The organism is Brucella sp. (assembly GCF_032066345.1).
Taxonomy (GTDB): Bacteria; Pseudomonadota; Alphaproteobacteria; order Rhizobiales; family Rhizobiaceae; genus Brucella; species Brucella pseudogrignonensis.
The window spans coordinates 1-25695 of record NZ_DAMBKZ010000010.1 but is presented as its reverse complement, the minus strand read 5'-3'; the positions used below and the strand labels follow the sequence as shown (position 1 = coordinate 25695).

The following is a 25695-nucleotide window of genomic DNA, read 5'->3' as shown; positions in this document are numbered from 1 at the left end:
GCGTGCCAGCCTTTTTTGTGACCCGCATTGTGCAGGCTTTGATCGCCATTCTCGGCGTCATGACGCTCATTTTCTTTCTACAACGTCTGGCAGGCGATCCCGTTCTGCTGCTTGTTCCACAGAATGCGACACAGGCCGATATTGAAGCTATGCGCTCGGCACTTGGCTTTGACCGCCCGCTCGCCATTCAATACCTCGAATATTTGCGCGGTCTGCTGACCTTCGATCTTGGTCGTTCCTACGTGCAAAATGTGTCGGTCTGGACACTTATAGCAAGCCGCCTGCCCTACACATTGATGCTTGCCGGAGGCGCTCTTCTCGTGGCAATCGGCCTCGGTATTCCGCTTGGCGTTATCATGGCTGTACGTCGGGGACGGGCTGAATCAAAAGCCATTATGGGCTTTGTCTTGGCCGGGCAATCCATGCCGACATTCTGGAGCGCGATCCTGATGATCATGGTCTTCGCGGTCTGGCTTGGATGGTTGCCGCCTTCAGGTGCCCGTGACTGGCCAAGCCTGATTATGCCGTCCATCGCGCTTGGGCTTTTGTCAATGGCAACATTTGCTCGCGTAGCGCGTACAGCAGTTCTCGATGAACTGGAAAAAGATTATGTGCGCACCGCTCATGCCAAGGGCGTTCCAATAACGCGCATCGTTATTCGTCATTTGTTGCGCAACGCTTCCATTCCAGTCGTGACTGTCGCAGCACTCGAAATTGCCAATCTTCTGGCCGGAGCTGTGATTGTCGAAACTGTTTTCGCCTGGCCGGGTCTCGGACAATTGACCGTACAGGCAATCGCCGCGCGGGATTTCATGCTTGTTCAAGGGGTTGTTCTGCTGGGCGCGGTCACCGCAATTGCACTCAATCTTGTTGCCGATGTGCTTTACAGTATCATGGACCCGCGCATTCGGATGGGAGGTCAGGCATGACGTCCCTCACTTCATCATCCGGTACATTTGCCAAATGGTCGAAAAAGCTACCGCTCACGGTTTCCCCTTTTCTCGCGATCTTGGTTCTCTTGCTCCTGATCGCAATTTTTGCGCCCGTGTTTGCTCCCATGGATCCAAACAAGCAGAACCTCCTGGCTCGCCTCAAGGCGCCGGGCTTTGAAAGCCGTGGCATCGTTTATTATCTTGGCTCCGACGAACTGGGCCGCGATGTTTTAAGCCGCCTGATTTATGGCGCGCGTATTTCGCTACTGGTTGCTGTTTCCTCAGTCGTGCTTTCGGGCATTCTGGGAAGTATTCTGGGTATGCTGGCTGCATTTTATCGTGGCTGGACTGAAACCATCATTATGCGGCTGGTGGACATGGTTCTGTCAGTTCCCGCCATTCTTCTGGCAATCATCACCGTCGCCATTCTGGGGCCAAGCCTTGCAAATGTCGTTATCGTACTCGCGCTCACACGCTGGCCGCGTTATGCGCGTGTTGCCTATGGGCAGACGCTTTCAATTGCAAACATGCCTTATGTCCGCCTGTCTCGTTTCATGGGTGCAGGCTGGTTTCGTCTCTTGTGGCGGCACATTCTGCCCAATATCGCAGGCGCGCTTATTGTCGTTGCTACACTCGAGTTCGGGCTGATGGTGCTGTTTGAAGCCGGGCTATCCTTTCTTGGATTAGGCGTACAGCCACCAACCGCAAGCTGGGGCGCGATGCTTTCAACGGGGCGCAACTATGTCGCCTCTGCGTGGTGGATAGCGACGTTTCCAGGCCTCGCTCTGTTCCTGCTCGTCCTTTCCATCAACCTTATCGGCGATCATGTCCGCGACCGGCTCGATCCACGCGGCAGATAGGAGTTTTATCCGTGAATTTTGAGAATGAATTCAAAGGCAAAAAAATTATAGTAACCGGCGCTGGTGGCATAATTGGCGGATGGATTGCCAAAGCTTTTGCAAAGGAAGGCGCAATCCTCTGCCTTACCGATCAGGATCAGTCAAAACTTGATTCACGCGTCGCGGAACTTCCCGGCGAAGGCCATTTCGGTATTGTCTCAGACCTCACCGATGCGGCCTCGATCACCAGCTTTGCAGACACGGTTGCGGCACGCTGGGGCGCACCGGACATTCTCGTCAACAACGCAGGCATATATCCGTCAGGCTTCCTGCTCGATATTTCGGTGGAAGACTGGGACCGCATCATGGGCGTCAATCTGCGCGCGCCATTTCTGCTGTCACAGCTTTTCGCAAAACAGATGGTTACTACACAAACCACCGGTTCCATCGTTAACATCTCATCAGGCGCTGCACGCAAGATGCGGACCACAGCCGTTCCTTATTGCACCTCTAAAACCGCTCTCGACCGCCTCACAAAAGGTTTCGCTCTTGAGCTTGCTGAATACGGCATCCGCGTCAATGCGGTGGAACCGGGCTTTGCAGCCGGGAGTGATGTCAGCTCCTTATCCGATGAGCATGTGAAGACCGTCACAGCATCGATCCCGCTTGGACGCGCATCGTCCGCTCCTGATGTGGCGTCCGCTGTTCTTTATGTCACATCGTCGGCCGCCGCCTATGTCACCGGCGCTACATTGACGGTCGATGGCGGAAACTCCATCGGCTCACTTGCCGTTTTCCAGCAAAAGAAGAAGGCGCTATGACCGAAGGGCTAAACATCAAATCACCTTGGCCCAGCTATCAATGGCCAGCCGGAAAGCAATCTGCAACGCTTCTGTCAGTTGATGTGGATGCGCAGGTGCCGTTCATGTGGGCGCACCGCGACGGCCTTCCTGATCGGCTTGCGACGCTGGAAATCCGTAACTTCGGACCACGCACAGGGCTTTATCGACTGATTGACCTTTTTGCTCGTTATAACGTCAAAGCGAGCTTCTACGTTCCTGGGCTGACCGCAGAAACCAATCCGGAAATCCTGCCAGCCCTCGTTGAAGCCGGGCACGAGGTTGGTCTGCATGGCTATTTTCATGAAATCGTTGCCGACGCATCAGATGCGGAATTCACCGGCGCGCTGGAAGCAAGCATAGAACTATTCGTCAAACAAACCGGCAAGAACCCGGTCGGCTTTCGTTCGCCCGCATGGGAAATTACGCCGCATATGCTGCGTGAAATCAAGCGTGTGGGATTGGCTTATGACTCCTCGCTCTCCGGCTTTGACCATCCCTATGAGATTGACGATGTTACGGAAATCCCGGTGCAGTGGGCAACCGATGACGCCATTTTCTTCAAGTTTGAAGGTGGCGGACGCGACAAGTGGCCGTTTCAATCCGGACAGGCAATATTGCAAGACTGGATTTCCGAATGGCGCACACTGCACCGCTTTGGCGGATTGTTTACGCTGACCGTGCATGACTGGATTTCGGGTCGGGCGCAACGCATCGCTCTTCTGGAAGAACTGCTGGATAAGATCACCGGCCAGTCAGACGCGTGGGTTGCCACGGCGAAAGAGATAGCAGCGCACCATGCTTCGTCCGCCAATGCAGGGCGCTTTGCTGTGGGGGCGAAAATACCCGACGCTATCGGAAACCGCAGATTTGGACAGACGCATGGCTGAGAACTGGGAAATCCAGAAAAAGCAAATCCGCAGCGAAGGCGGCATGGTCGCCTGCCAGAACTGGCTCGCCGCCGAAGCAGGTGCCGCCGTTTTACGCCGTGGCGGCAATGCCATGGATGCCGCAGTAACCACAGCACTTACCTTGAGTGTCGTTGAACCATGGCTTTCCGGTGTTGGTGGAGGCGGCTTTTTACTGCGTGCGGATGGCAAAGACGGAAGTGTGGACGCGCTTGATTTCAACGTGGTGTCCGCGAGCCGTCTTGACCCCAACGATTATCCGGTAGCAGCCGGCAGTGACGGCGATTGGTTTAACTGGCCCAAAGTTGTCGAAGACCGGAACCTTATAGGCTACAGCTCCATATGTGTGCCGGGCGCCATCGCGGGCCTGGCATCTGCACTGGAACGCTTTGGTTCCATCAGCTTCGCCGATGCGCTGCAGCCAGCAATCGACCATGCCCGACGGGGATTGCAAATCGACTGGTTCACCACGCTTTGTCTGGCTATCGATAGCGAAGGCTTAAACCGCTTTTCTGCATCAAGTGCGCTCTTTCTCGATAATGGCCGTGCGCCTCGTGTGCCGGAAACAGGCTCGCCGCGCAGTATTCCTATGCCGAAAAAAGCTGCAATGCTGGAACGGCTGGCACAAGCAGGCGCACGCGATTTCTACGAAGGTCAAATCGCCCAAACTCTCATTACCGATTTACGTGCTGGTGGCAGTCGCATTGAAAGCGACGATCTGCGCGACTTTCAGCCGGAGTGGAAGAAGCCGCTGACGATTGATTATCGCGGCTCCTCCGTCCACGCCATGCCTGGGCTTTCCGGCGGACCGACACTGGCACGCGTTCTTGAAGAACTCGGCAGGACATTGCCACAGGAAAATGCACTCTCGGGCAAAACCGCGCTCGCCTTCGCGCGAGCCATCCGCCGCGCATCCGAAGAACGGCTTAGAACGCTTGGCCACGGGAGCACTGGAGAAAGCTGCACTACCCATATCAGTGTTGTTGATCGTGATGGCACCATGGTTTCACTCACCAACACGTTATTATCGCGCTTTGGTTCAAAGGTCGTCGCGCCGTCGCTCGATCTTCTCATGAACAATGGCATGATGTGGTTCGACCCTCGTCCCGGCCAGCCAAACTCAATTGCAGCTGGCGTGAAGCCCCTTGCCAATATGTGCCCCATTATTGCCAGTAAAGATGGCATACCTCATTTGGCGCTCGGCGCTGCAGGTGGGCGGCAGATTATGCCCGCTGTGGCACAGATATTGTCATATATCGATGTATTCGGCATTTCGCCGGAGGCAGCGCTGCACGCGCCACGGATAGATGCCAGCGGCGTAAAGCTTCGCGTCGGTGAGCGCGCACAGGCGGATGTTGCCACGCGGCTGAGCGAGGAATTTCCTGTCGAGATCATCGAAGACACACTCTATCCGGTGAACTTCTCTATCCCTTCTGTTGTCATGCGTGAAGACGGCCACAATATTGGCATGGCGCATCCCTACAGTCCTTGGGCAGCCGTGGGTACGGAGGCGGAATGACAAAACCTGTGCTCAAAGTTGATGAACTTGTCGTTCACATTGCAGATCAGCCGGTCGTGGATGGCGTCAGTTTTCAAGTCAACGAAGGAGAGATCCTGTCCGTTGTAGGCGAGTCCGGCTGCGGAAAATCCCTGACTGCGTTTTCCGTGATGGGCTTGCTCCCCAAAGTCGCTAAAATTGCATCCGGCAGCATTCGGTTCGGCGAAAGCGATCTGGTCAGCATATCCGATAAAGCGCGGCGAGGCCTGCGTGGCAATGATCTTGCGATGATTTTTCAGGAACCCGTTGCTTCACTTAACCCGCTGATGAAAATTGGCAGGCAGATAGAGGAAAGCCTCGTCGTGCATCGCAACTTGAGCGGCAAAGCAGCCCGCCATGCTGCCATTGCCATGCTCGAAGAAGTGGGCATTCCGGAGCCGGAAATTCGTTTCGAACAATATCCGTTCGAGCTGTCCGGCGGCATGTGCCAGCGTGCCATGATTGCTATGGCTTTGATCTGCCGCCCCCGTCTTCTAATCGCCGACGAGCCGACGACAGCGCTTGACGTTACCATTCAGGCGCAGATCCTTGACCTTATGAAAAAACTCCGCGATGAGACCCGAACGGCGATACTGCTCATCACCCACGATATGGGCGTTGTTGCGGACATGGCAGACCGTGTGGCAGTGATGTATGCGGGGCGCATCATCGAACAAGCTCCGGTCGAAGCGATCTTCGCACGACAAGAGCATCCTTATACGAAGCTTTTGCTTTCGACCATTCCGCGTCTCGATGGTGAACCTAAAACGCATTTGCCAACGATTGAAGGTATCGTACCCAATATCGGGTCATGGCCTGAAGGCTGCCGCTTTGCACCCCGTTGCCCCATTGCAGAAGATCAATGTCATGAGGTCGCTCCAAAGCTTTTATCACGAATTGATGTTGGTGCTGCTGCCTGCTGGCGTTCGCAACAAGTGGGAGCGCTGCTATGAGCGAAACACTGCTTTCGGTCGACAATCTTAAAGTTCATTATCCTATTCGTGGTGGCTTGCTAGGGCGCACCGTCAATTTCGTCAAAGCTGTCGATGGGGTCAGTCTCGACATCGCGCGCGGAGAAAGCGTTGCACTCGTTGGTGAATCAGGCTGTGGCAAGTCCACGCTCGGCACTGCAATCCTCGGCATGACGAAAGCGACGTCGGGCAATATCAGTTTTGATGGAAAGCCGGTCGCTCATGGCTTGTCAGAAACAATCCGCGGACTTTCACGCGACATTCAGATCGTCTTTCAGGATCCGGCATCGGCACTGAACCCAAAGCTCACAATAGGCGAAAGCATTGCCGAGCCGCTTGCAATCCATAATATCGGGACAGCGGCGGAGCAACGCGCTCGTGTCGCTGAGCTGCTCAAGCTGGTCGGGCTGCATCCGGAACATGCAATGAGAAAACCCGGCGCTTTTTCGGGCGGACAAAGGCAGCGCATTGTGATTGCCAGAGCGCTTGCGCTCAACCCAAAGCTAATGATTTTGGATGAGCCTGTTTCAGCACTTGATGTTTCGATCCGCTCGCAAATACTCAATCTGCTTCTCGATCTTCAGCGCCAATTTGGACTGTCCTATCTGTTCATCAGTCACGATCTTTCAGTTGTAAGGCATTTCGCGGATCGCGTAGCTGTCATGTATCTGGGGCGCATTGTTGAAACCGGCAAAACCTCCGATGTTTTTGATCGTCCAGAACATCCCTATACTGAAGCACTGATATCAGCCATTCCATTGCCTGACCCCATCGCCCAACGGCAGCGTAAGCGTATTGTATTGCGCGGTGATCTGCCAAGTCCGGCCAACCCGCCGAAGGGCTGCGGCTTCTCGACAAGATGTCCTCTCGCTGTCGCAGAATGTCGTGAAGCCCCGCCATCGCTTGTCGAGCGAAACACCAACCGGCATCTTGCATGTTTTGTCCGCGCGGCATGAGAATGCGAAAACAGAAACACTAAGGGTTAAACGTTTCGAGACAATTGGGGGTAGCCACAATCGTCAGCTTCTCAGCGAAAACATGCTTATCGCTCGTCTCGACCCAGCCTCTATGCACTCTCTTTCGCTTTTCGCTTTCGATACGCGCGCGCACTTGCCTGATCTCCACAGGGAGACATGGCACACCAAACCCTATTACCTGCCCGTGATTTATCAACGAACATGACATGACAACGTGGCGACGCGCATTGCTTGATACGCGTGCGATATGGCCCGGTGAAAACGTCGATCGCATCACGCGCGATCAGGCCAAGAATTTCGTTCATTTCGGCTGCATCAGGCGGCTCGGTGCTGCAGCCATCACAGGCGATACGTAAAACCGGCATACCTGAACGGGCATGAGCGTTTATCAAAGCAATATCCGACGCCGATATCTCACTGTGATTGATACGATTATCGGCCAGCCTGAATATTGCCTCTCGCAAAGACTTTGTCTTTGCAAGTTCCTCGTCCGTCACAGAACCAGCAAGCGGTGGTAGTTCCGCTTCACAAAGCCATCTGTCCAGCAGTGACGCCTCTGAAAAGCGATCGATACCCTTGGCCCTGTCTTTTGACGCGGCGACGGTCGCAACAAGATTGAGCGCAACACTGTCCGAGCGGAACAGGAAGCGCCAGCTTCCCTTTTCCCGGCGTTCTTTTGGATGCCTGGATTTTGCGTCAATCATGTCCATCAGTTCGTTCTTTGCGTGACAGGCCGCCCAGCTTTGAAAGCTGGACGATACTTATGAGATAAGTGCTGTCAAAATCAACTGTTCGCCGAAGGCGTCGCCAACTCAAGATCAACGGCATATCTGCCAATTTCCTGTATTTTTACAGCCACAGGGTCATGCAGTGTATAGATGCGGGCATCACGCCAATAGCGATCCAGCCCTTGCTTTAAAGTCGCGGAACGTGCGCCAACGGCTTCAAAAATGCGCGATGTTACTGAGAGCGCTGCTGCGTCCGAAGCAACCTTGGCCTGTGATATGAGATCAGCAATCTCGCCACGGCGTTCCGGTGCCAGACGGTTCTCATCAATGTCTGCAACCAGTTCGCCAAACGCCTTGTTGGCGACAGTTGAAAGCGCAAAAGATGCGTTGGCTGTGGTGATAGAGTTGCCAATTGTATCGGCGATATAGTCCGGCACTGATGTGTTCTGGCCGTTTTTGCGCAAGTGCAATTGCGACAATGCAGTATCAATTGCTCCCAACGCCGTTCCATTGAGAAAATTGACGAACATGATCTGAAAGGCCAGCGAGCCTATCGATTCATTTAGGGGACGCTTTGTTGGATCGGCTGCCGATGTGCTGAAAATCGCGTCATCCGGAATAAATACATTTTCGAATACCAGACTGCCTGAAGCGGAGCGACGCGCACCAATGCCATCCCAGTCATCAGCATGGACAATGCCCGGTGTTGACGCATCAAGAACGAACGTCAAACGTTTCTCATGGCCATCGGGCGCGCGATAGCTTTCGCCGACGACCAAACGGTCAGCTGTTTGTGCAGCGGTTGCGAAGCTTTTCCTGCCATTGGCAATATATCCGCCATCAACCCGCTTAAGGTCTGCGGCAGGACCACCTGGATTGTTGGCACCACCCCAAAGTGTCGGCACCTGCAACGAATCTGCCACGGCTTTTGAGAACACCGGCCCACGCCCGGCAATCTCAATACGCAGCAGATGCATGTAATTATAACCGAGAAGTGCAGCGGTTGATAAGTCGATGCGTGAAATCTCCCGGATCGCAAAAAGGGCATGTTGCCAGCGTGCGCCTATCGCTTCCCGGCGGTCGTCAGCTTTGCAAAACAACGCCAAACCATCATCAATCGTTAGTGCCGCCAGCCCGGACTGCCGAAGAAGTGCTGCTTCCTCAACGGGGGCGGAACCTTTACGGTCCCGCTCTACCACATGCGGCGCAAGCTCAGTTTTCACCTGCTCGACACGCGCCCGGATGTCCGCCTCGATTGGCGGATCAAACCATTGCGTATGCCGGAAGGATTGGGCATGTGCATTCATGGTTTCACATCCAAAACAGCTTTACCATGCAAACGCCGGTCAAGAAGGGCAGCTACAGCCTGGTCAAATTGGTTCCAGTCGCCGCGCCACTTAACTTCTGTCTTGAGCTTGCCCTCAGCCAGCCATCGCAGCAGTGCCGTGAGATAAGAGCCTACCCGATACTCGGAAATCAGGAAGCCATGAATGTGACGCCCAACCGAACCAACCGTGCCAAGATGACCAAAAACGGCGTCTTCGCCTGAAGCCCAGCCGAGGCTCTGCACATTGCCATGACGGTTAAGAAGCTTGAAGGATTGCACGAGCTGCGCCCCGCCGACACTCTCGATCACCAGATCGATACCTTCCTTCACATCATCAAGGCTGGTCACAACAAGGTCCGCACCAAGTTCTGTCAGACCCGCCGCACTGGCTTTTGATCCGACAGAGGCGATAACGCGCGCGCCACCCAGCCGTGCAAGCTGAATTGCAAAGCGGCCTACACCGCCAGAAGCACCGGTGATCAGAACTGTCTTGCCGAGAATAGGCCCACCAAGCTGCAAGGTCGCCAGCGCCGTGACAGCTGCCGTCGGCAGAGTTGCAGCTTCTGCCGGATCGACACCCTCCGGAATGACCGCGATATCCTCAACATGTGCAATGCGCTTTTCAGCCCAGGCTCCAAGTGGGGCGCGTGTGACAACCAATGTTCCAATGGGAGGCGCTTTGGTTTGTGGGCCAACGGCTACAATCACACCGGACGCATCCCATCCAAGAACCGTACCATCAGCCTCAAGACCGCGCGCACCACGTCGGGTCTCACCGAAATTCAGCGAGGTGTGTGTGACATCGATAAGCACTTCCCCGTAACCCGGCTCAGGGGTCGTTCGCGTGGCGAAACGCAGACCGCCGGAAGTTGCCTTATCTGTTTCGATAACTCGAATGGTCATGCGGTGATCCTTTCCAGACGTCCTGCAATCGAAGCGCCGCGGGTAACGACGTTATAAACAAAGCTGTTAAGCTCAACACGCTGGCGCAGGTCTTCCAGCTCAGCGTCAGATGCGGGAGACTGGATTTTCGCGGTGTAGCGAAGTTCCAGATCGACTGGCTCGCTTGAGCCTGTTCCGATTTGTCCCGGTTTGCTGACAGCTTCGGCGACAACTTCCAGCGCATCGATCTCGATATCGAGCAGGGATGCCTGAATAAGAAAGCCATGATTGAGGCAACCAGCAACGGCGCCGATCAGCAATTCGCCCGGGGCCGGACCAAGATCAAAGCCACCGCCGGCGGGCGATCCATCGGTGATAATCTGAAAATCACGAATGAAAAGACGACGGATACCGCTGCGTCCTTCGGCAACAACGCGGGCGGAAAGCTGGCCGGTGCCTGCTGGCTGTCCCTTTCGTGCGTCGTGCAGCTTTCTCTTGTGTCGGATATATTTCGTCAGACCACTGGTCATAGGTATTTCCTGTATTCTGTATTTTGGAAGAGAGGCTTATTCAGCAGGTTTGATTTCGTATGGCAGCGTCCAGTCATCCCGGCGGATGTCCCATACGACTTTGTTGCTGTAGGCATAGGTTTGCGGCAGATCCCAAAGGAAGACGGCAAGCGCTTCATCAGATGCCACTTCGGTCGCGCTTTTGACCGATGCAAGCTCGGCGTCCTTGGTGAGTGCGCCCTTCGCCTGTTTTACCGCTTCGTCAAAGGCGGCTGGGACGGGTCCAATTGTCTGAAAATGCGTGCTGCCGAGATAGGTCAGTGTTTCGGCTGCAATGCTTGCGGTATCGGCGTAACCAAACCACGTCAGGCCAGCGGCTTTGTCAGACGCCGCGCGCTCGGCATGGGACGAGGCAGGCAGAATATTGAGCTGCGCACGGACACCAACTGCTGCCAGTTGCGCCGCGATAATCTGCGCTGCCTGCTCTCCACCGACATAGGTGCCTTTGCCAAACACCATCTCGACATCAAAGCCATCCGAATAGCCCGCTTCCGCAAGCAGCGCTTTGGCCTTCTCGGGATCATAAGGCCACGGCTTGAGGTCTGTGTTATAGCCCTCATGAAAGCTGGTGATGATCTGGCTGTTGGCAGGGCTTACCAATCCCTTGAACAACGCGTTTGTGATAGCTTCCTTATCAATGGCGTAGTTCAAAGCCTGCCGCACACGCGCATCATCAAGCGGCTTGATATTGGTGTTGAAACGGATGATCTGTACGCGCGTACTTGGACGCGCACCTGCCACCAGATTACCATTGCTTTCGAGCTGTGCGAGATCCTGCGGCGCGATAACCGCTGCGGCATCAATCTCGCCGGATTTCAGGCCGTTAATCTTGGCTGCAGCATCGACCACAACGCGGAACTGCGCCTTGGTGAAGGGTGCAGCCTTGCCGAAATAATGTTCATTGGCTTCAAGGCGAACTTCGCCCTCTGGATTATAGCTCACCAGCTTATAGGGGCCGGTGCCAAGAGCCTCAATCGCTGGATTGTGTGACTTGGCCCACTCCGGTTCCAGATAGAAAATGCCTGCCAGCCGCTTGGGAAACTCAATGTCGGGCGCTTTCAGCGTAAAGGCAACCTGATGCGGTGAAAGGACTTCAACCTTATCAACCGCCTTCATCGACGAGACGATCCAGCTTGGCTTTTCGGAAGATAGAATGCGCTCGATGTTCCACTTAACGACGTGAGCATCAAATGGCACATTGTTGGAGAAAACCACGTCGTCGCGCAGATCGAACACCCAACGCGTATCCGACCCTTGCTTCCAGTCTTTGGCTAGAACACCCACCAGTTTGCCTTCACCATCAAGGCGCGTCAGTGGCGAATAGATTGAGGCGATGATGCTCAGATCGCCGCGCAAATTGCCCCCAACGGCTGGATCAAGGGTCTGCAAGGCATAGGGCAGCGCCACCACCAATTCATGGGTCTTGCCATAGTCCGCAGGTGCTTGCGCGTGGGTCGCCGATAGCGTTGCAGACAAGAGAAGCAGGCTTGCTCCCATCAGTCTCAATGCATGCAATGATCGTTTTACAATCATGTGTCTTTTCCAGTTTTTGTGTTCAGATTCAGAACTTGGGAGCGACAAGCGGCTTTCTACCAGGAATGGCCGCAAGCAACTGTCGGGTGTAAGGATGAGCCGGAGCCTCAAAGATACGGCGGGTTTCGCCGCGTTCGACGATTTCACCGCCACGCATCACCACGACCTCGCGACAAAGCCGTGCAATGACCGATAGATCGTGAGAAATGAGCAGTTGCGCAGTGCCGTGCCGACGCTGCATGTCTTCCATCAAGGCAAGTACACGCTCCCGCGATGTGGGGTCGAGTGCAGCAACTGGCTCATCGGCGATGAGAAGTTTGGGGCTGGGTGCAATCGCCCGCGCGAAACCTACGCGCTGGCGCTGTCCTCCCGATAGACGCCCCGGCAAGCGATGCCACAAAGCGGGATGGATACCGACTTCTTCAAGCAAGCCTTGCGCAATTCTCAAAGCTTCAGCTTTGCGAAGCCCGTTGGCAAGCAAGGGTTCCGCCACTGTGTTCACGATGCTTATGCGTGGATCGAGAGACGAATACGGGTCCTGAAACACATATTGTACGTGGTCTGAGCGTGTCCGCGGAGGTCGCGCGTTACCGTCAATCAGGATATGGCCGTCATCTGCGCGCTCCAGCCCGGCAATAATCCGCGCCAGCGTGGTTTTACCCGACCCACTCTCGCCAACAATCCCCAGTGTCGTTCCAGCCTTCACCGAAATATCGACACCACAAAGCGCGCGCGGGCCATTGCGGAATGTCTTTTGAAGAGCCTTCACTTCAACAAGTGGAGGTTGGGAAGCAGCACCGTGAAGCGCGCCACTCGCGGTCGCAAAAACCAGCTCGCTTGCCTTCAGAAGTGACCGCGCAGCGCGGCTCTTGGGATTTGCAAAAAGATTGAGCGTAGCGCCGCTTTCAACGATCGCCCCGCCATCCATGACAGCAACACTATCCGCTCGATCCCGGATCACGCCCATGTCGTGTGTAATCAGGAGAACACCGAACCCATGACGTTTTTGCAGTCGGGCAATGAGATCAAGAATTTGCGCCTGCACCGTTACATCAAGTGCTGTCGTCGGCTCATCCGCGATAAGCAGTTTCGGCTGCCGCGCCAAAGCCATCGCAATGACAACGCGCTGCGCCAGCCCGCCCGAAAGTTCATGTGGCCAAGCGGTCAGCTTCTTCACGGGCTCGCTGATGCCCACCTCTTCCAACAGGTGCAGGCAGATAGTCGCAGCCTTGGCTTTATCGCGGCGCATGGCAGGCGACAGGGCTTCAAACAGCTGAGCGCCAACGCTCAAGCGCGGATTAAGAGCCGTTGTTGGGTTTTGAAAAACTACACCAATCTGTGACGTTCTGACGTCACGGCCTTGGTCAGATATGCCAAGTGCGAGTGGTGCTCCATCGAGATAAGCTTGACCATCAGCATAAAGGCTCTGGGGCAGAAGCCCTGCAACAGCCATTGCTGTGAGTGTTTTACCGGAACCGGATTCACCAACAATCCCAAGCGTTTCGCCTTGTTTCAGCGTGAATGACACCGGACCTGCGAGTTCAGTTTCATTGGACCTGACAACCAGCCCTTCAACGGACAGAAGCGTGTTGATAATTGTCATGCTGGCTCTCCTGTTTCGCGCGCGGAAAGCCTGCTTGAAAGGGCATCACCCAAAAGCTGCACACCAAAGAGAAGGCTGAGCAGAGCGAGAGCTGGCATAAGCGACAGCCACCAGGCGGCGCCTAGCTGCGATTTTCCCTGGGCGATCATCAGACCCCAATCGGCAGTTGGCGGCTGAATACCCAAACCAATGAAGCTGAGACCAGCTTCTGTCATGATGATGAAGGCGGCACTTATCGTGGACGTTGCAATCAACAGCGGCAACAGTCCCGGCACGATATGGCGCAGAACGGACCTCCACAGCGGAACACCTGCAAGCCATGCGGCTTCCATATACCCCTGATTGCGCGCGTTCAGCGTATAGTAACGCGCAACACGGAAATGCAGAGGCCAGCTTTCAAGTGCCAGGATAAGGATCAAGTTCTCAAGCCTTGAACCAAACAAGGCTAGTGCCAGAAGCGCCAAAACCAGACCGGGAATTGTCAGCTGAATTTCAGCGATCCGAGCAATGATCTGATCAAGCAAGCGATTGCTCAATCCTGCAACAATTCCCAGCAGACTTCCGATCAAAGCGGAAAGAAGCGTTGCAATGGTTGCAACCAGCAGAACAGGCCGTGCGCCGTAAAACACCCGGCTTAAAATATCTCGACCAAGATCATCGGTGCCGAGCCAATGCCCGCTATTGAATGACGGCTCTTGCAGAAACGCCATCAGATCACTGGAATTGGGCTCATAGGGAGCGAGGAGCGGTGCAAAAATGGCAGCCACCACCCAGAGCAGGATGATCAGCAAGCCGATCTTGCCTCTCAAAGCCAACTTTGGCGTTGGAATTTCGCGCGGGATATCAAGGATTTCAGAAGTGGAAATTTCACTCATTTTGCCACCGCACTTCGCGGATCAACAATAGCGATGAAAAGATCAGCGAGCAGATTGCAAAGACTGACAGTCAGGGCGATCAAGACAATCGCCGCCAGAATGACTGGGTAATCTTTCATACCAACGGCGCTAACCAGAACCGTGCCAACACCCGGCCAGCCAAAGACTGTTTCTGTCAGAACAGCGCCGCCCAACAGGGTTCCCGTTTGCGTGCCCAAGAGTGCAATCACAGGAACGAGGGCATTGATTGCGATGTGCCTGAAACGCACACGACCGAGCGAAATCTGTTTCGATAAAGCAGTGCGGACATGGTCTGCCCCCTGCTGCTGTTTAAGACTGGTGCGAAACAGCCGCGCTACGGGTGGAGCGATCAGCAGAGACAAAGTCATCGCGGGCAAAACGAGATGACGCAGACTGCCACTGCCTCCCGTCGGCAGCCAGCCAAGCGTCAACGAGAAGAATAGAACCGCAAGAATGCCGGTCACAAAAACAGGCGTGGACTGCACAACGGTTAAAAGTGCCAGCGGGCCTTCACGGAGAAACCGGCTCGATGACGTGGCCGACAGATAACCAGTTATCAGCCCTAATGCTGAACCGATCAGAAGCGCTGTCAAAACCAGAGTAAGCGTCAGTGGTATGGCAGGCGCCAGAACATCAACCGCCGGGATGTCAAAACGCAGGGATTTCGGAAACTCGCCACGCAGACTGTTAAACAAAAACTGCCCATACTGCTCAATCACAGGGCGATCAAACCCATAGCTGGCATTCAGCGCTGCAATTTCTTCTTTCGTCGCCTGTCCGCCCGCGAGCAAAGTAGCCGGGCTGCCGGTTGCAAAAATCAGGAAGAACACCAGAGACACTGAACCGAGAACAGAAATTACCGTCGCACCGAGCCTTTGCAGGATAAAAGATGGGCGAATATCGCGCCGCCGACGCGGCAGCTTGCGCAAGACAATCCGCTGAGTCTGCCCGCTATGAGCGCCCTCTTCGGCCTGCAGCCAGAACTCCTGTTCACGCGATGTGATGTTCATAACGAGCTTTCGATAATTAATTCTAGTGAATTTATAGATTATCAATCGTCAGCTATTAAGAACCTGACGTTTCGTTTGAAACGCCAACGCCGAAACAATTTCCCAAACATGCGTCAGCTCTTAGGTTGAAAACATCAGCATCTTAGATGCTGATGAAACCAGTACTGCAAACGATCCAAATTTTGGGGAAAGTATGAGAATGAAGGCGGTGCGTTTAGGGTTGCCGCCTCGCCGATCCCGCAGTCTATGCCGAGAAACAGAAGACTTCTGGCGCACTTAACCGAGGGCTCTATAGGGTCAGTCCGCATTGAGCCGATACGTCTGCCGGACATCAGCCAGTTTGCTTGGGACTGATATCCTACGAGGTTCAATAATTGAAATTATATTAGGACGCGGGAAACTCGAGTAATATTCTATTATTACTCTCCAAGCTTCCGCTTTTAAGCCAGCCCTCAGCTCTTTGCCGATGCCGCCATCGCCTGCAGGATGATGACCGTCGATGCAGCCCCTGGATCAATGTGACCAAGCGAACGTTCGCGAAGACGCGCGGCACGCCCTTTGGCTGCAATCATGGATCGGGTCGTGTTCGCACCGGCCGTGGCAGCTGAGACAATCCTATTCCAGAATTCGCCCGCGCTTTGATTTTCATTCACCGCCGTTTGCGCGGCTTCGGCGGCAGGCAGCCAGGCATCGAGCATTGTCTTGTCGCCACGCTGTCCGTGGCCTCGCTCACGAATGCCAACGCCGATGGCCTCAATGATGATTGCACACGTCGCCAGATCAAGATTGTTGTGGCCCTCCGTTGCCTGCGCTGCACGGCGGAAGCCAGTTGCATAAAGCGGTCCAGTCGATGCACCGACGGCATTAATGAATGCGGTTGCCGCCGTATTGAGAACCGTTGAAATGTCAGTTTCGTCGAGATTAAGCTTCGACAATTCACTGCGCACGGCCTGAAAGCCCAGGGCCATTGTCGTTCCATGGTCGCCGTCGCCGATTGCGCCGTCAAGCTCTGACAGCCGATCGCGTTCCGCTTCAAGCGACGCAGAAACAGCATCAAACATATGGGCAAGACGACGAGCCGCAGTTTCCGACATGGATTTTCTCCTCAAACCTTACAACTGCAACGGGCGTCGCTCGTCATAAGGCGTATGCTAATTTACTTTCAGGCACAGTGAAACGATAGAACCCAAACACAGCCTTTAGCTGATTTTGAGGCCTGCCGTTTCACATGGATGCAGCAGCAGGTTCGACAGCTCATGATCAAGATGCATGATTGATATCGACGCTCCGACCATATCCAGAGACGTGCAATAATGCCCGATCCAGTTGGCTTCAATGTGAATATTCTTGGCTTCAAGTCGCTGCGCCACACGCCGATAGAGAACGTAAAGTTCCATCAGCGGTGTCGCTCCGAATGAATTGACCAGCACCGCCACGCGATCACCCGGTACAGCCTTCATTTCGTTGAAGATTCTGTCCATGATGCCATCGACGATTTCATCGGCCTGACGAATGCGATCACGCGATACACCCGGCTCGCCGTGAATGCCAACGCCGATTTCCATATCTTCAGGGCCGATTTCAAAATTATGCCGACCGGTTTGCGGCAATGAACCCGGCTCAAGTGCCACACCGATCGTGTAAGTCCGCGAATTGGCCTTGCGGGTAACGATCTCACAGGCATCTAGCGACAAACCCTTGTCGCAGGCAGCCCCTGCCACCTTGAAGACGAAGAAATTACCTGCCACGCCGCGGCGTCCGTCCTTGTCGTCGATTGGCGATGAGGCAATATCGTCGGTGGTCAGAACCGTCTTTATCCTGACGCCCTTTTCCTCGGCTATTTCAGCCGCCATCTCGAAGTTCATAACGTCGCCGGCATAATTGCCATAGACGAAGAGAACGCCTTCGCCGTTGGAAGCTGCCAATGCGCATTGCACAATCGGATCGGGTGGAGGCGACGAGAAGACATTGCCGACCGCCACAGCGTCCGCCAGTCCCTTGCCGACATAGCCCACAAAGCATGGCTCGTGACCGGCACCACCGCCAATGACCAGCCCCACCTTGCCGGGGCGCGGACCATCCCGCGCGACCAGTGCCCGGTTGGAGCCGCCAATCGGCTGCACGAATTTGCTATGGGCCCGAACAATACCGTCGAGCATTTCCTCAACCACCTCGTTTGGATTGTTGAGGAGCTTTTTCACCCGCACGCGAAAAGCTGTCGGAACCTGATTGGTCTTGGGCTTCTGCGAAAGACGCGCATCAAGATCAATCACACCATCGGCGCGCAGAATACCGAGTCCCGTCGCAGCATCGGTCACAAGCACATTTATGAAACCGCCGCGGAGCGCTGCCAGAAGTGCTGGCACCTTGTCGAAACCGCCTGCAACCGCAATACCGGTATGAATCTGCCGCAGCTTATCGAGCGAAATGCCGATTGTCCGCTCATCAAGCGGACCTGCAACCGGCTTCCCACGCTCATCGATGAAACGGCCTGCCACAACACCGACAGCGCCCGCTGCAAGATATTGCTGCAGAGAAACCGATTCAAAAAAGCCGCTGGTGTGAATGGTGGAATTGGAACGAAGCGACGACACACCGAAGAGAATGCGATTGGCATTCTCAAGGGTCGCAAACTGTTCCTGAAGCAAAGGCTCTTCGAGCAACACATCCCGCGTCTGCTGCGAACGCACCATAGCGGGTGCCATAATATTCACGCAGCGTGCCGAAACAGCTTCTGCAAGTGCTGCCGCACAACGTTCGGGCGTATAGGGAAATGACGCCGTGGTGCCGCCTGTCGCCTGCACGACGGTCATGTCCTGTAACGAGCCTATAGCGGTCTGCTCGCCGACCGAAAGCACCGTCCGTCCCCAGGCAACCGCAAGCGTATCGCCGGATTTGAGAATTTTGTTGAGCGCATGTGCGCCCGCAACCCCCAGCCGATCAATCAGCGGCCGGGCATTGTCGTCATGCGGAATGATAAGGCAGTCAGTCAGGCCGAAATGGCGCTTCAGCTCCTGAGCAACAGACAGCGATTCCAACCGCCCACCCTCAAGAGAGATGTTGACGATGCCCTTATCGCGCGCTTCGGCCAGATAGCTGTTCACGGTTGCGCGCGAAATGCCCATGACGTCGGCAATCTCGCTCTGCGTCAGGCCGTCTTCGTAATAAAGCCAGCAGGCCCATACATAGGGATCATCGCCATAACGCATGGGAATCGTGATCGAATTCTCGCTTGTACCGGTCTTTGGTTTGCCGACCTTGCGCGATGGGTTGGGCTTGAGCGTCATGCGATTTTCTGTTGCCTCTCTCCTGCGCAGCAAACATGAAAGCGTTCAAACGCAATTGCAACATGATGAAACGAATTTGGCGCCTGAATGTGTGGACCCACACAGTTTTCAGACGCCAAACTCAAAATCGGGACAGAAAGCCTTACTGCAAGCGGCTCTTTGCCTGTGCTGCAAGATCAGTCAGAATCAGTGCGCAGGATGTTGCACCCGCATCAAGGACACCCAGTGAACGCTCACCGAGACGGCTCGCGCGACCGATCTTAGCCACGAGATTAAGTGTGGAGTCGCGACCGGCTTCAGCAGCTGCCGACAAAGCGTCCAGGCTTTCAGCAAAGGACTGGCCCTTGCCGTTTGCTTCGTCAAAAGCATTGATTGCCGGGATCAGCGTATCGAGCAGCGTCTTGTCACCAAGCTTTGCCGAACCGATCGACTGGATGCCTTCAAGACCTGCATGAAGCATGGTGCTGAACGTGGCTGCATCAATATTTTCGACGCCTTCCAGCTTTTCTGCAAACTCGTTGAACATCACGCCGTAAAGCGGGCCCATCGAGCCACCGATTTCGGTCAGCAGAACGGTTCCGAGCGTATCAAGACCTTCAGCAAGCGTTACGTCTTTACCGCGCAGGCGTTCGGCTGCGAGGCCGAAACCCTTGGCCATGTTCACACCATGGTCGCCATCGCCGATCTTGCCGTCGATTTCGCTTAAGTAGGCTTTGTTCTCGATAATCCGGTCTGCAAGCGAAAGAACGATCTCACCCGATCCGGCATTCTTGAATGTCTGCATGATATGCCTCTTTCTTACAAAACCGCCGTGCAGCGGGCTTCTACATCCAGCAGTGCTTTCAGTTCATCATCCAACGCCATGACTGTCAGCGTCGCACCGACCATTTCGAGCGACGTGAAGTAGTTGCCGACATAGGTGCGATAAACCTTGAGGCCGCGCGCTGTAATTTCCTGCTCGATGGTATCGTTAAGGATATAAAGCTCGTTGATTGGCGTTGCGCCAAGTCCGGAAACCAGAACCGCAACTTCGGTGCCTTCGGGCAAATTGTGATCGTCGAGAACGATCTTGCTCATGTCCTTGGCAACTTCGTCAGCACGCTTCAAAGGCTCGACGCGGACGCCCGGCTCGCCATGATGGCCGATACCAACTTCCATCGTGCCTGGCTCGATCTGAAAGTTCGGATGGCCGACAGCTGGCAGCGTGCACGGACCAAGACCAACGCCGATAGAACGGCAATTGTCGATGGCCTTCTGTGCTGTTGCCTGCACTTCCTGAAGGCTTGCACCCGATGCAGCTTTTGCACCGCCAACCTTCCACATGAAGATTTCGCCAGCAACGCCGCGACGCTTTTCGCGTTCGTCGGCAGGAGCGGAGCAGACATCATCATTGGCGACGACGGTCAGAACTTCAATTCCGGCCTTGGCAGCAAGTTTGATCGCCATTTTGACGTTCATGTTGTCGCCAGCATAGTTTCCATAAAGGCAGACGACGCCCTTGCCACCATTGGCTTCACGAGCAGCATCATAGAAGCTCTTGGCAGTCGGCGAGGAGAACAGTTCGCCAACGGCAACAGCATCAAGCAGGTTCTTGCCGGTATAGCCGATGAAAGCAGGCTCATGGCCCGATCCACCACCGGTAATAACGCCAACTTTCCCCTCGATAGGTGCATCTTTCGCGACAACCACGCGAGGATTTTCCGTCGAAAGCCGGACCAGGTCTTTATGCGCCTTGATGAAACCCTTGACGGTATCTTCGACCACTTCATCAGGGTTATTGATAAATCTTTGCATTTTGCACCTATCGAAGGCGAGAGATGAGTTCCCGCTCTATAATTTTAAAGCCGTATTTTCGGCCCCGAACAATCGTCAGACCGTTCGCTTTGTTAAAGAATTGTGTAGCCACCATCGATCAGAAGGTCGGCACCATTTATCATGTTCGCACCGCTTGACGCCAGAAAGACTGCGGCGGCTGCAATTTCTTCCGGAAACGCGAAGCGTCCGGTTGGAATGCGCTTCTTGGCGGCTTCGCCCTTTTCGCCGTTCCAGGCCTTCTTGCCCAGTTCCGTGAGAACAATGGTCGGAGAGATCGTGTTGACGGTGATGCCGTATTTGCCCCATTCGGCAGCAAAGGTTTTCGACATGCCGATAACACCGAACTTCGACGCGCAGTAAGCAACATGCTCTTCAATCGCAACAGTACCGGCCTGCGAGGCGAGATTGACGATCTTGCCGCCTTTGCCTGCAGCGATCATGGCGCGGCCCACTTCCTGCGTGACGAGGAAGCTGCCCTTGAGGTTGATTGCAATCGTGCGATCCCAATCGGAAATGGTCAGATCTTCGGCGGGAGCGAGGAAAACAACACCGGCGCTGTTTACAGCGATATCGATCTGTCCGAATGCCTCGACCACGCCTGATACCGCAGCCTTCACCGACGCCGGATCAGATACGTCGCAGACGAAAGGCTTTGCACCGTCTCCAAGCGCTTCTGCCTTGGCACGCGCCTGATCAGCATTGATATCAAGCACAGCAACCTTTGCACCCTTGGCAGCGAAGGCCTCAGCAACGGCCGCGCCAATTCCGGAAGCAGCGCCAGTTACCAGAGCAACTTTACCGTTGAGCGGGAAGTTCAGGTCGATTTGGGGAGATTGGTCGGACATTGTTTGATCCTCGGTGTTGAGGGTAGCGGAATGTTTGGGGTGCGGGATGAGCCGGGGACTGCCCATCCCGCTGTTCTCTATTACTTGCGTGCTTCGAGCAGCTTGTCGACATTGTCGGCTGTTACTGGCGTCCAAGGAACATTGTATTCCTTGTCCTTACCATCGTTGAACGGCATGTCAGGATACTGAGCCCAGATGTCGGACTGTGGCTTGTAGTCGCCTTTCTTCGCGTGGAAGATTGCGAGGTCCATTGCACCCTGCGCCTGAGCGCGTGCATCCTGCAGGATCGACGTCATGGTGCCGGCCTTAACTGCGTTAAGCGCATCGGTCACACCATCGATACCGGCGATAGCAAAGTCATCGACCTTGAGACCTGCCGACTTGATGGCTTCAATCGCGCCGAGAGCCATTTCGTCGTTCTGGCCGATTACACCGTTGATTTCGCCCTTGTGTGCGGTCAACCAGTTTTCCATCAGCGTCTGTGCTTCAGCGCGCGACCAGTTTGCGGTCTGCTGTTCAAGAACCTTCACGTCCGGGCATTCAGCAAGCGCCTTTTTGTTGCCTTCGAGGCGCGAAACCTGCGACGACTGACCAATCGGGCCTTCGATGATGACGACATTGCCCTTGCAACCGATCTTGTCGAGAACGGTCTTGGCTTCCATGTAGCCGGAAACCGCATCGTCAGAACCGACATAAGAAGCCAGAAGATCAGAATTTACGCGGGTGTTGGAACCAACAACCGGAATGTTTGCATCGGCAGCTGCCTGAACGGCAGTCGCACCGGCTTCAACATCGATCGGCACGAAAATGATCGCGTCGAACTTCTGCGTGATCATGGTGTTGAACTGTTCCTGCTGAACGAGCGCGTCATAACGACCGTCGAAAACCGTCAGCGAAACTTCGCCGCTCTTCACAGCTGGATGTTCTTTCAGCGCTTCAGACCAGATCTGCATGAATTCAGCATTCAGGCCGTAAGGGGCTGCGCCAATCTTCAGCTTTTCCTGAGCATTTGCGGCGCCTGCGAGCAGAGCCGTAGCCGATGCCAGGGCAATCAGCAGTTTCTTCATTGGTATTCTCCTCCACAATGTCCGCAATGATTGAATGTGCGGCTTTGGTTGCGCCATGAAACTGGCAATTCAGAATTTTTAGAAATCAGGCGCTCTGGTTGCGTTTCTGATCGAGCATGACTGCACCGACGATCAACGCACCTTTAAGAACCTGCTGGTAGTAAGATTCGATACCCATCAGATCGAGACCATTGTTCATGACGCCAATAATGAGCGCGCCAATCAGCGTTCCCGTGACACGGCCTACGCCGCCCGAAAGACTGGTGCCGCCGATAACAACCGCAGCAATTGCATCCAGTTCGTAAGCAATACCGGCCTGTGGCAGCGCGGAGCCGGTGCGGGCAGCAAGCATCATACCTGCAAGGCCGGAAAGTGCGCCGGAGATGACATAGACAGAGAAACGAACGCGAGTGACGTTGATACCCGATGTCTTTGCTGCATGTGGATTACCGCCAACAGCATAGACATAACGGCCGAAGCGCGTGCGCGTGAGAACCCACCAGGCACCGATGAAGACGATCGCCAGAATAATGACAGGCATCGGGATGCCCATAATCTTGGCAGTTCCGATCCAGCGGAAATCCGGGATCAGTGCAGGCACAGGCTTACCGCCACCGTAGATAAGCGTCATGCCGCGTGCAGCCGACAGCATACCGAGCGTTGCTACGAATGCTGGCACCGAGAAACGCGAAACAATCCAGCCAACCAGTGCGCCGCAGGCACAACCAACTGCAAGACCGGCAGCAATGGCGACGATTGCCGGATAAGGGCCGCCCGCAACGCTTGCAGCGGCAGATGTCGTGGCGAGGCTCGCTGCAACAATACCTGTGAGCGCTGCAACTGAGCCGACAGATAGGTCAATGCCCCGCGTCAGAATAACAAACGTCATACCGATCGCCAGCACACCGTTGATCGAGGTTTGCAGGAGGACGTTTGAAATATTGCCCGTTGTCAGGAAGTATGGATTCGACACCGACAGAATGAAGACCAGAAGCAGGAAGGCTAGGAAAATGCCGTATTCCTGAATGATCAACCGGCGCTTCTCGGAAGCGAACCAGCTGTTCGTTTGTGTTTTCTCGATATTGCTCACGTTTTCCAGCCTCTTCCCAGCCTGCCAGTGTCAGGCCTAATCTCAATCAAGCGTGCAGAGCATTGCATTACGCGCATCCCGAAAACCGGTTCCCGCTTTTCGGGATGCGCTTAGATCAACGCCTGGCCATCAGGTCGACAAATGCACCAGCTTTTGTGCGTCAGTGTCGGCCCTGTCATAGACGCCAGCCGACCGGCCCTGCCGCATCACGAGGATACGGTCGGACATGCCCAGAACCTCGTCGATTTCAGATGAAATCATCACGACGGTGCCGCCTGACGCAGTGAATTCGCAGATGATGCGATAGATTTCGCGTTTTGCGCCCACATCCACACCGCGTGTCGGCTCATCGAGCAACAACAGGCGCGGATTGCGCAGGAACCATTTGCCCAGCACAACTTTCTGCTGGTTGCCGCCCGAAAGACCGGAAACCGGCATCGTGTCGCGTGCTGCCTTGATGCCGAAATGCGCGATCATCTTAGCGCTTGCTTCAGCTTCTTCGCGCTGACGCATGGCAAATGACGGGCTCATTTCAGGAAGACTGGCAAGGCAGATATTGGCGCGCACACTGTCTGTGAGGTTAAGTCCCGTCAGCTTGCGGTCTTCGGTGACAAAGGCAATGCCTTCAGCCATTGCATCAGCAGGCTTGCCCACTTTGAGGGCGCGGCCCTCAAGCCGAATCTCGCCCTTGCTTGCCTTGTCGAGACCGAAGATGCAGTTGAAAATTTCGGAACGACCCGAACCCATCAGGCCGTAAATGCCAAAGATTTCGCCTTTACGGACCGAGAACGAAATATCTTCGATCTTGCCAGGAAGAGCGAGATCGGAAACCTCGAAGCCAATCTGATCGGTAGGCTCGTTGGTCTTGATGAATTCTTCGCCAAGCTCGCGCCCAACGATCAGACGGATCAGTTCGGGACGGTCGATATCGCTCAGCGCGCCCGAACCGACATAACCGCCGTCGCGGAAAACCGTATAGGAATCTGCGATCTGGAAAATCTCGGACAGGCGATGCGAGACATAGACAATGCCCTTGCCTTCAGCCTTGAGACGTTCGACTGCCTTGAACAGCTGCTGCGCTTCCTTTTCACCGATGGCCGATGTCGGCTCATCCATGAAGATAACATCGGCATTGTGGCTGAACGCCTTGGCGATTTCCACGAGCTGCATCTGTGCAACCGACAATTGGCTCATCACCTGTGTCGCGCGAATGTCAAACTCCAGACGATCCAGAAGCGCCTGCGCTTCACTGTTCATCTTCTTGAAGTCAATGCCGCCAAATCGCGCTGGAGGTTCGCGACCAAGAAAGATATTCTCTGCAACACTCATATGCGGAACAGGGCTCAGCTCCTGTTCGATAATCGCGATACCGGATTTAAGCGCTTCCGCAGGCGTCGAATACTGAACCTCTTCGCCGCGCAGCCAGATCTTGCCGCCGTCGCGCTGCTGGATACCCATCAGAATGGAGAGGAATGTGGATTTGCCTGCGCCATTACCGCCGCAAAGCGCATGGACCGAACCTGCACGCAGTTCCAGCTGGCCATTGCGAAGTGCTGCAACACCGCCGAACGATTTTTTCAGGCTCTCAACTTTCAATAGCGTCTGCACGGTATCCTCCTTGACCACGCACGACAAAAATCACCCATTGTTCGACATATGTCAATAAGCTCATTTTACATTTGATTGATAATCACCGGCTTTTGTCAAAATTAAATTCAGGCGCACCCGCAATCTATTATCGAAGGCGACAAAGGTCTTCGGTGAAGGAATGTACAACTAGTTGTAATTTAACGATTTTAGTTAGGTCTAGTCCGCATATGTATGTCATAAAAATCAGTTAAGCGGATCATCAAACTTATAGACGTGTAATGTGTATGCTGCGCGAAAGACGCTCCAGCAGTCTTCAGTAATCAATCTCTGAAGAGCTTTAAACTTATAGATTCTGTAAAATCTGCATCATAGCGACCAACATAACGATGCCAGCGCGCCCCTTCCTCGAACGCGCTGACACCGAACCCACCGCACGTTCCTGAGAATAGT

At 54.7% G+C, this 25695-nt stretch carries 23 protein-coding genes; 7 read left to right on the top strand and 16 right to left on the bottom strand.

Annotation, left to right across the window (positions count from 1 at the left end):
• The first annotated feature begins 2 nt into the window (after nt 1–2).
• Genes RT142_RS13795 through RT142_RS13765 form a run of 7 tightly spaced genes read left to right on the top strand, consistent with a single transcriptional unit; the run spans nt 3 to nt 6982 of the window.
• The gene (locus RT142_RS13795; protein ID WP_313029315.1) at nt 3–929 is read left to right on the top strand and encodes an ABC transporter permease; all 927 of its coding nucleotides are present in this window, start codon (nt 3–5) and stop codon (nt 927–929) included.
• Nucleotides 926–1792 carry an ABC transporter permease gene (locus tag RT142_RS13790; RefSeq protein ID WP_231195612.1) on the top strand — a complete coding sequence of 289 codons (867 nt, stop codon included), beginning with the start codon at nt 926–928 and terminating at the stop codon, nt 1790–1792. Before RT142_RS13795 ends, RT142_RS13790 begins: the two co-directional genes overlap by 4 nt.
• Nucleotides 1793–1803: 11 nt before the next feature.
• Nucleotides 1804–2592, top strand: coding sequence for an SDR family NAD(P)-dependent oxidoreductase (locus RT142_RS13785; RefSeq protein ID WP_113485774.1), 789 nt, complete (start codon nt 1804–1806; stop codon nt 2590–2592).
• Nucleotides 2589–3500, top strand: a complete 912-nt coding sequence (locus RT142_RS13780) for a polysaccharide deacetylase (protein ID WP_231195614.1) — start codon at nt 2589–2591, stop codon at nt 3498–3500. The genes RT142_RS13785 and RT142_RS13780 overlap by 4 nt, the downstream gene beginning before the upstream one ends.
• Entirely contained in the window at nt 3493–5037 is a 1545-nt protein-coding gene (locus tag RT142_RS13775) for a gamma-glutamyltransferase family protein (protein ID WP_313029310.1), read from the top strand. Before RT142_RS13780 ends, RT142_RS13775 begins: the two co-directional genes overlap by 8 nt.
• On the top strand, nt 5034–6008 hold the full coding sequence (locus tag RT142_RS13770) for an ABC transporter ATP-binding protein (RefSeq protein WP_313029308.1): 975 nt from the start codon (nt 5034–5036) through the stop codon (nt 6006–6008). The genes RT142_RS13775 and RT142_RS13770 overlap by 4 nt, the downstream gene beginning before the upstream one ends.
• Nucleotides 6005–6982, top strand: a complete 978-nt coding sequence (locus RT142_RS13765; protein WP_105519920.1) for an ABC transporter ATP-binding protein — start codon at nt 6005–6007, stop codon at nt 6980–6982. The genes RT142_RS13770 and RT142_RS13765 overlap by 4 nt, the downstream gene beginning before the upstream one ends.
• A gap of 110 nt (nt 6983–7092) precedes the next feature.
• Here RT142_RS13765 and RT142_RS13760 read toward each other — a convergent pair whose 3' ends face one another.
• The 16 genes from RT142_RS13760 to RT142_RS13685 form a co-directional block, all read right to left on the bottom strand.
• Nucleotides 7093–7713, bottom strand: a complete 621-nt coding sequence (locus tag RT142_RS13760; RefSeq protein WP_105519921.1) for a CGNR zinc finger domain-containing protein — start codon at nt 7711–7713, stop codon at nt 7093–7095.
• A 74-nt stretch (nt 7714–7787) separates the two neighbouring features.
• The gene (locus tag RT142_RS13755; RefSeq protein WP_313029303.1) at nt 7788–9038 is read right to left on the bottom strand and encodes an acyl-CoA dehydrogenase family protein; all 1251 of its coding nucleotides are present in this window, start codon (nt 9036–9038) and stop codon (nt 7788–7790) included.
• Complete coding sequence (locus RT142_RS13750; protein WP_313029300.1) at nt 9035–9961, bottom strand: zinc-binding dehydrogenase; 927 nt, start codon at nt 9959–9961, stop codon at nt 9035–9037. The genes RT142_RS13755 and RT142_RS13750 overlap by 4 nt, the downstream gene beginning before the upstream one ends.
• Nucleotides 9958–10470, bottom strand: a complete 513-nt coding sequence (locus tag RT142_RS13745; RefSeq protein ID WP_100557910.1) for an OsmC family protein — start codon at nt 10468–10470, stop codon at nt 9958–9960. The genes RT142_RS13750 and RT142_RS13745 overlap by 4 nt, the downstream gene beginning before the upstream one ends.
• A gap of 36 nt (nt 10471–10506) precedes the next feature.
• A complete protein-coding gene (locus RT142_RS13740) occupies nt 10507–12042 on the bottom strand; it encodes an ABC transporter substrate-binding protein (RefSeq protein WP_313029296.1) in 1536 nt (511 codons plus the stop codon).
• A 28-nt stretch (nt 12043–12070) separates the two neighbouring features.
• Nucleotides 12071–13645 (bottom strand): ABC transporter ATP-binding protein, encoded by a 1575-nt coding sequence (locus tag RT142_RS13735; RefSeq protein ID WP_313029293.1) that lies wholly within the window; start codon nt 13643–13645, stop codon nt 12071–12073.
• On the bottom strand, nt 13642–14520 hold the full coding sequence (locus RT142_RS13730) for an ABC transporter permease (protein WP_113159056.1): 879 nt from the start codon (nt 14518–14520) through the stop codon (nt 13642–13644). Before RT142_RS13730 ends, RT142_RS13735 begins: the two co-directional genes overlap by 4 nt.
• A complete protein-coding gene (locus RT142_RS13725; RefSeq protein WP_313029288.1) occupies nt 14517–15551 on the bottom strand; it encodes an ABC transporter permease in 1035 nt (344 codons plus the stop codon). Before RT142_RS13725 ends, RT142_RS13730 begins: the two co-directional genes overlap by 4 nt.
• Nucleotides 15552–16003: 452 nt before the next feature.
• Nucleotides 16004–16645, bottom strand: a complete 642-nt coding sequence (gene dhaL / locus RT142_RS13720) for a dihydroxyacetone kinase subunit DhaL (protein WP_313029285.1) — start codon at nt 16643–16645, stop codon at nt 16004–16006.
• A gap of 105 nt (nt 16646–16750) precedes the next feature.
• Complete coding sequence (locus tag RT142_RS13715; protein ID WP_313029282.1) at nt 16751–18838, bottom strand: bifunctional sugar-binding transcriptional regulator/dihydroxyacetone kinase subunit DhaK; 2088 nt, start codon at nt 18836–18838, stop codon at nt 16751–16753.
• A 142-nt stretch (nt 18839–18980) separates the two neighbouring features.
• The gene (gene dhaL / locus RT142_RS13710) at nt 18981–19622 is read right to left on the bottom strand and encodes a dihydroxyacetone kinase subunit DhaL (protein ID WP_064322105.1); all 642 of its coding nucleotides are present in this window, start codon (nt 19620–19622) and stop codon (nt 18981–18983) included.
• 14 nt (nt 19623–19636) lie between these two features.
• Complete coding sequence (locus RT142_RS13705) at nt 19637–20632, bottom strand: dihydroxyacetone kinase subunit DhaK (protein ID WP_079213536.1); 996 nt, start codon at nt 20630–20632, stop codon at nt 19637–19639.
• A 92-nt stretch (nt 20633–20724) separates the two neighbouring features.
• Nucleotides 20725–21498, bottom strand: coding sequence for an SDR family oxidoreductase (locus tag RT142_RS13700; protein WP_064322107.1), 774 nt, complete (start codon nt 21496–21498; stop codon nt 20725–20727).
• Nucleotides 21499–21578: 80 nt separating this feature from the next.
• Entirely contained in the window at nt 21579–22565 is a 987-nt protein-coding gene (locus RT142_RS13695; RefSeq protein ID WP_064322108.1) for a substrate-binding domain-containing protein, read from the bottom strand.
• A gap of 85 nt (nt 22566–22650) precedes the next feature.
• Nucleotides 22651–23655 carry an ABC transporter permease gene (locus tag RT142_RS13690; RefSeq protein WP_007880217.1) on the bottom strand — a complete coding sequence of 335 codons (1005 nt, stop codon included), beginning with the start codon at nt 23653–23655 and terminating at the stop codon, nt 22651–22653.
• Nucleotides 23656–23784: 129 nt separating this feature from the next.
• Complete coding sequence (locus RT142_RS13685; RefSeq protein WP_313029276.1) at nt 23785–25263, bottom strand: sugar ABC transporter ATP-binding protein; 1479 nt, start codon at nt 25261–25263, stop codon at nt 23785–23787.
• Nucleotides 25264–25695 lie beyond the last annotated feature (432 nt).

What these genes read in the sequence shown, in the direction of transcription:
- RT142_RS13790 (WP_231195612.1), top strand. Translation starts at nt 926, where the DNA reads ATGACGTCCCTCACTTCATCATCCGGTACATTTGCCAAATGGTCGAAA.
- RT142_RS13780 (WP_231195614.1), top strand. Translation starts at nt 2,589, where the DNA reads ATGACCGAAGGGCTAAACATCAAATCACCTTGGCCCAGCTATCAATGG.
- RT142_RS13775 (WP_313029310.1), top strand. Translation starts at nt 3,493, where the DNA reads ATGGCTGAGAACTGGGAAATCCAGAAAAAGCAAATCCGCAGCGAAGGC.
- RT142_RS13770 (WP_313029308.1), top strand. Translation starts at nt 5,034, where the DNA reads ATGACAAAACCTGTGCTCAAAGTTGATGAACTTGTCGTTCACATTGCA.
- RT142_RS13765 (WP_105519920.1), top strand. Translation starts at nt 6,005, where the DNA reads ATGAGCGAAACACTGCTTTCGGTCGACAATCTTAAAGTTCATTATCCT.
- RT142_RS13760 (WP_105519921.1), bottom strand. Translation starts at nt 7,713, where the DNA reads ATGGACATGATTGACGCAAAATCCAGGCATCCAAAAGAACGCCGGGAA.
- RT142_RS13755 (WP_313029303.1), bottom strand. Translation starts at nt 9,038, where the DNA reads ATGAATGCACATGCCCAATCCTTCCGGCATACGCAATGGTTTGATCCG.
- RT142_RS13750 (WP_313029300.1), bottom strand. Translation starts at nt 9,961, where the DNA reads ATGACCATTCGAGTTATCGAAACAGATAAGGCAACTTCCGGCGGTCTG.
- RT142_RS13745 (WP_100557910.1), bottom strand. Translation starts at nt 10,470, where the DNA reads ATGACCAGTGGTCTGACGAAATATATCCGACACAAGAGAAAGCTGCAC.
- RT142_RS13740 (WP_313029296.1), bottom strand. Translation starts at nt 12,042, where the DNA reads ATGATTGTAAAACGATCATTGCATGCATTGAGACTGATGGGAGCAAGC.
- RT142_RS13735 (WP_313029293.1), bottom strand. Translation starts at nt 13,645, where the DNA reads ATGACAATTATCAACACGCTTCTGTCCGTTGAAGGGCTGGTTGTCAGG.
- RT142_RS13730 (WP_113159056.1), bottom strand. Translation starts at nt 14,520, where the DNA reads ATGAGTGAAATTTCCACTTCTGAAATCCTTGATATCCCGCGCGAAATT.
- RT142_RS13725 (WP_313029288.1), bottom strand. Translation starts at nt 15,551, where the DNA reads ATGAACATCACATCGCGTGAACAGGAGTTCTGGCTGCAGGCCGAAGAG.
- dhaL (WP_313029285.1), bottom strand. Translation starts at nt 16,645, where the DNA reads ATGTCGGAAACTGCGGCTCGTCGTCTTGCCCATATGTTTGATGCTGTT.
- RT142_RS13715 (WP_313029282.1), bottom strand. Translation starts at nt 18,838, where the DNA reads ATGACGCTCAAGCCCAACCCATCGCGCAAGGTCGGCAAACCAAAGACC.
- dhaL (WP_064322105.1), bottom strand. Translation starts at nt 19,622, where the DNA reads ATGCAGACATTCAAGAATGCCGGATCGGGTGAGATCGTTCTTTCGCTT.
- RT142_RS13705 (WP_079213536.1), bottom strand. Translation starts at nt 20,632, where the DNA reads ATGCAAAGATTTATCAATAACCCTGATGAAGTGGTCGAAGATACCGTC.
- RT142_RS13700 (WP_064322107.1), bottom strand. Translation starts at nt 21,498, where the DNA reads ATGTCCGACCAATCTCCCCAAATCGACCTGAACTTCCCGCTCAACGGT.
- RT142_RS13695 (WP_064322108.1), bottom strand. Translation starts at nt 22,565, where the DNA reads ATGAAGAAACTGCTGATTGCCCTGGCATCGGCTACGGCTCTGCTCGCA.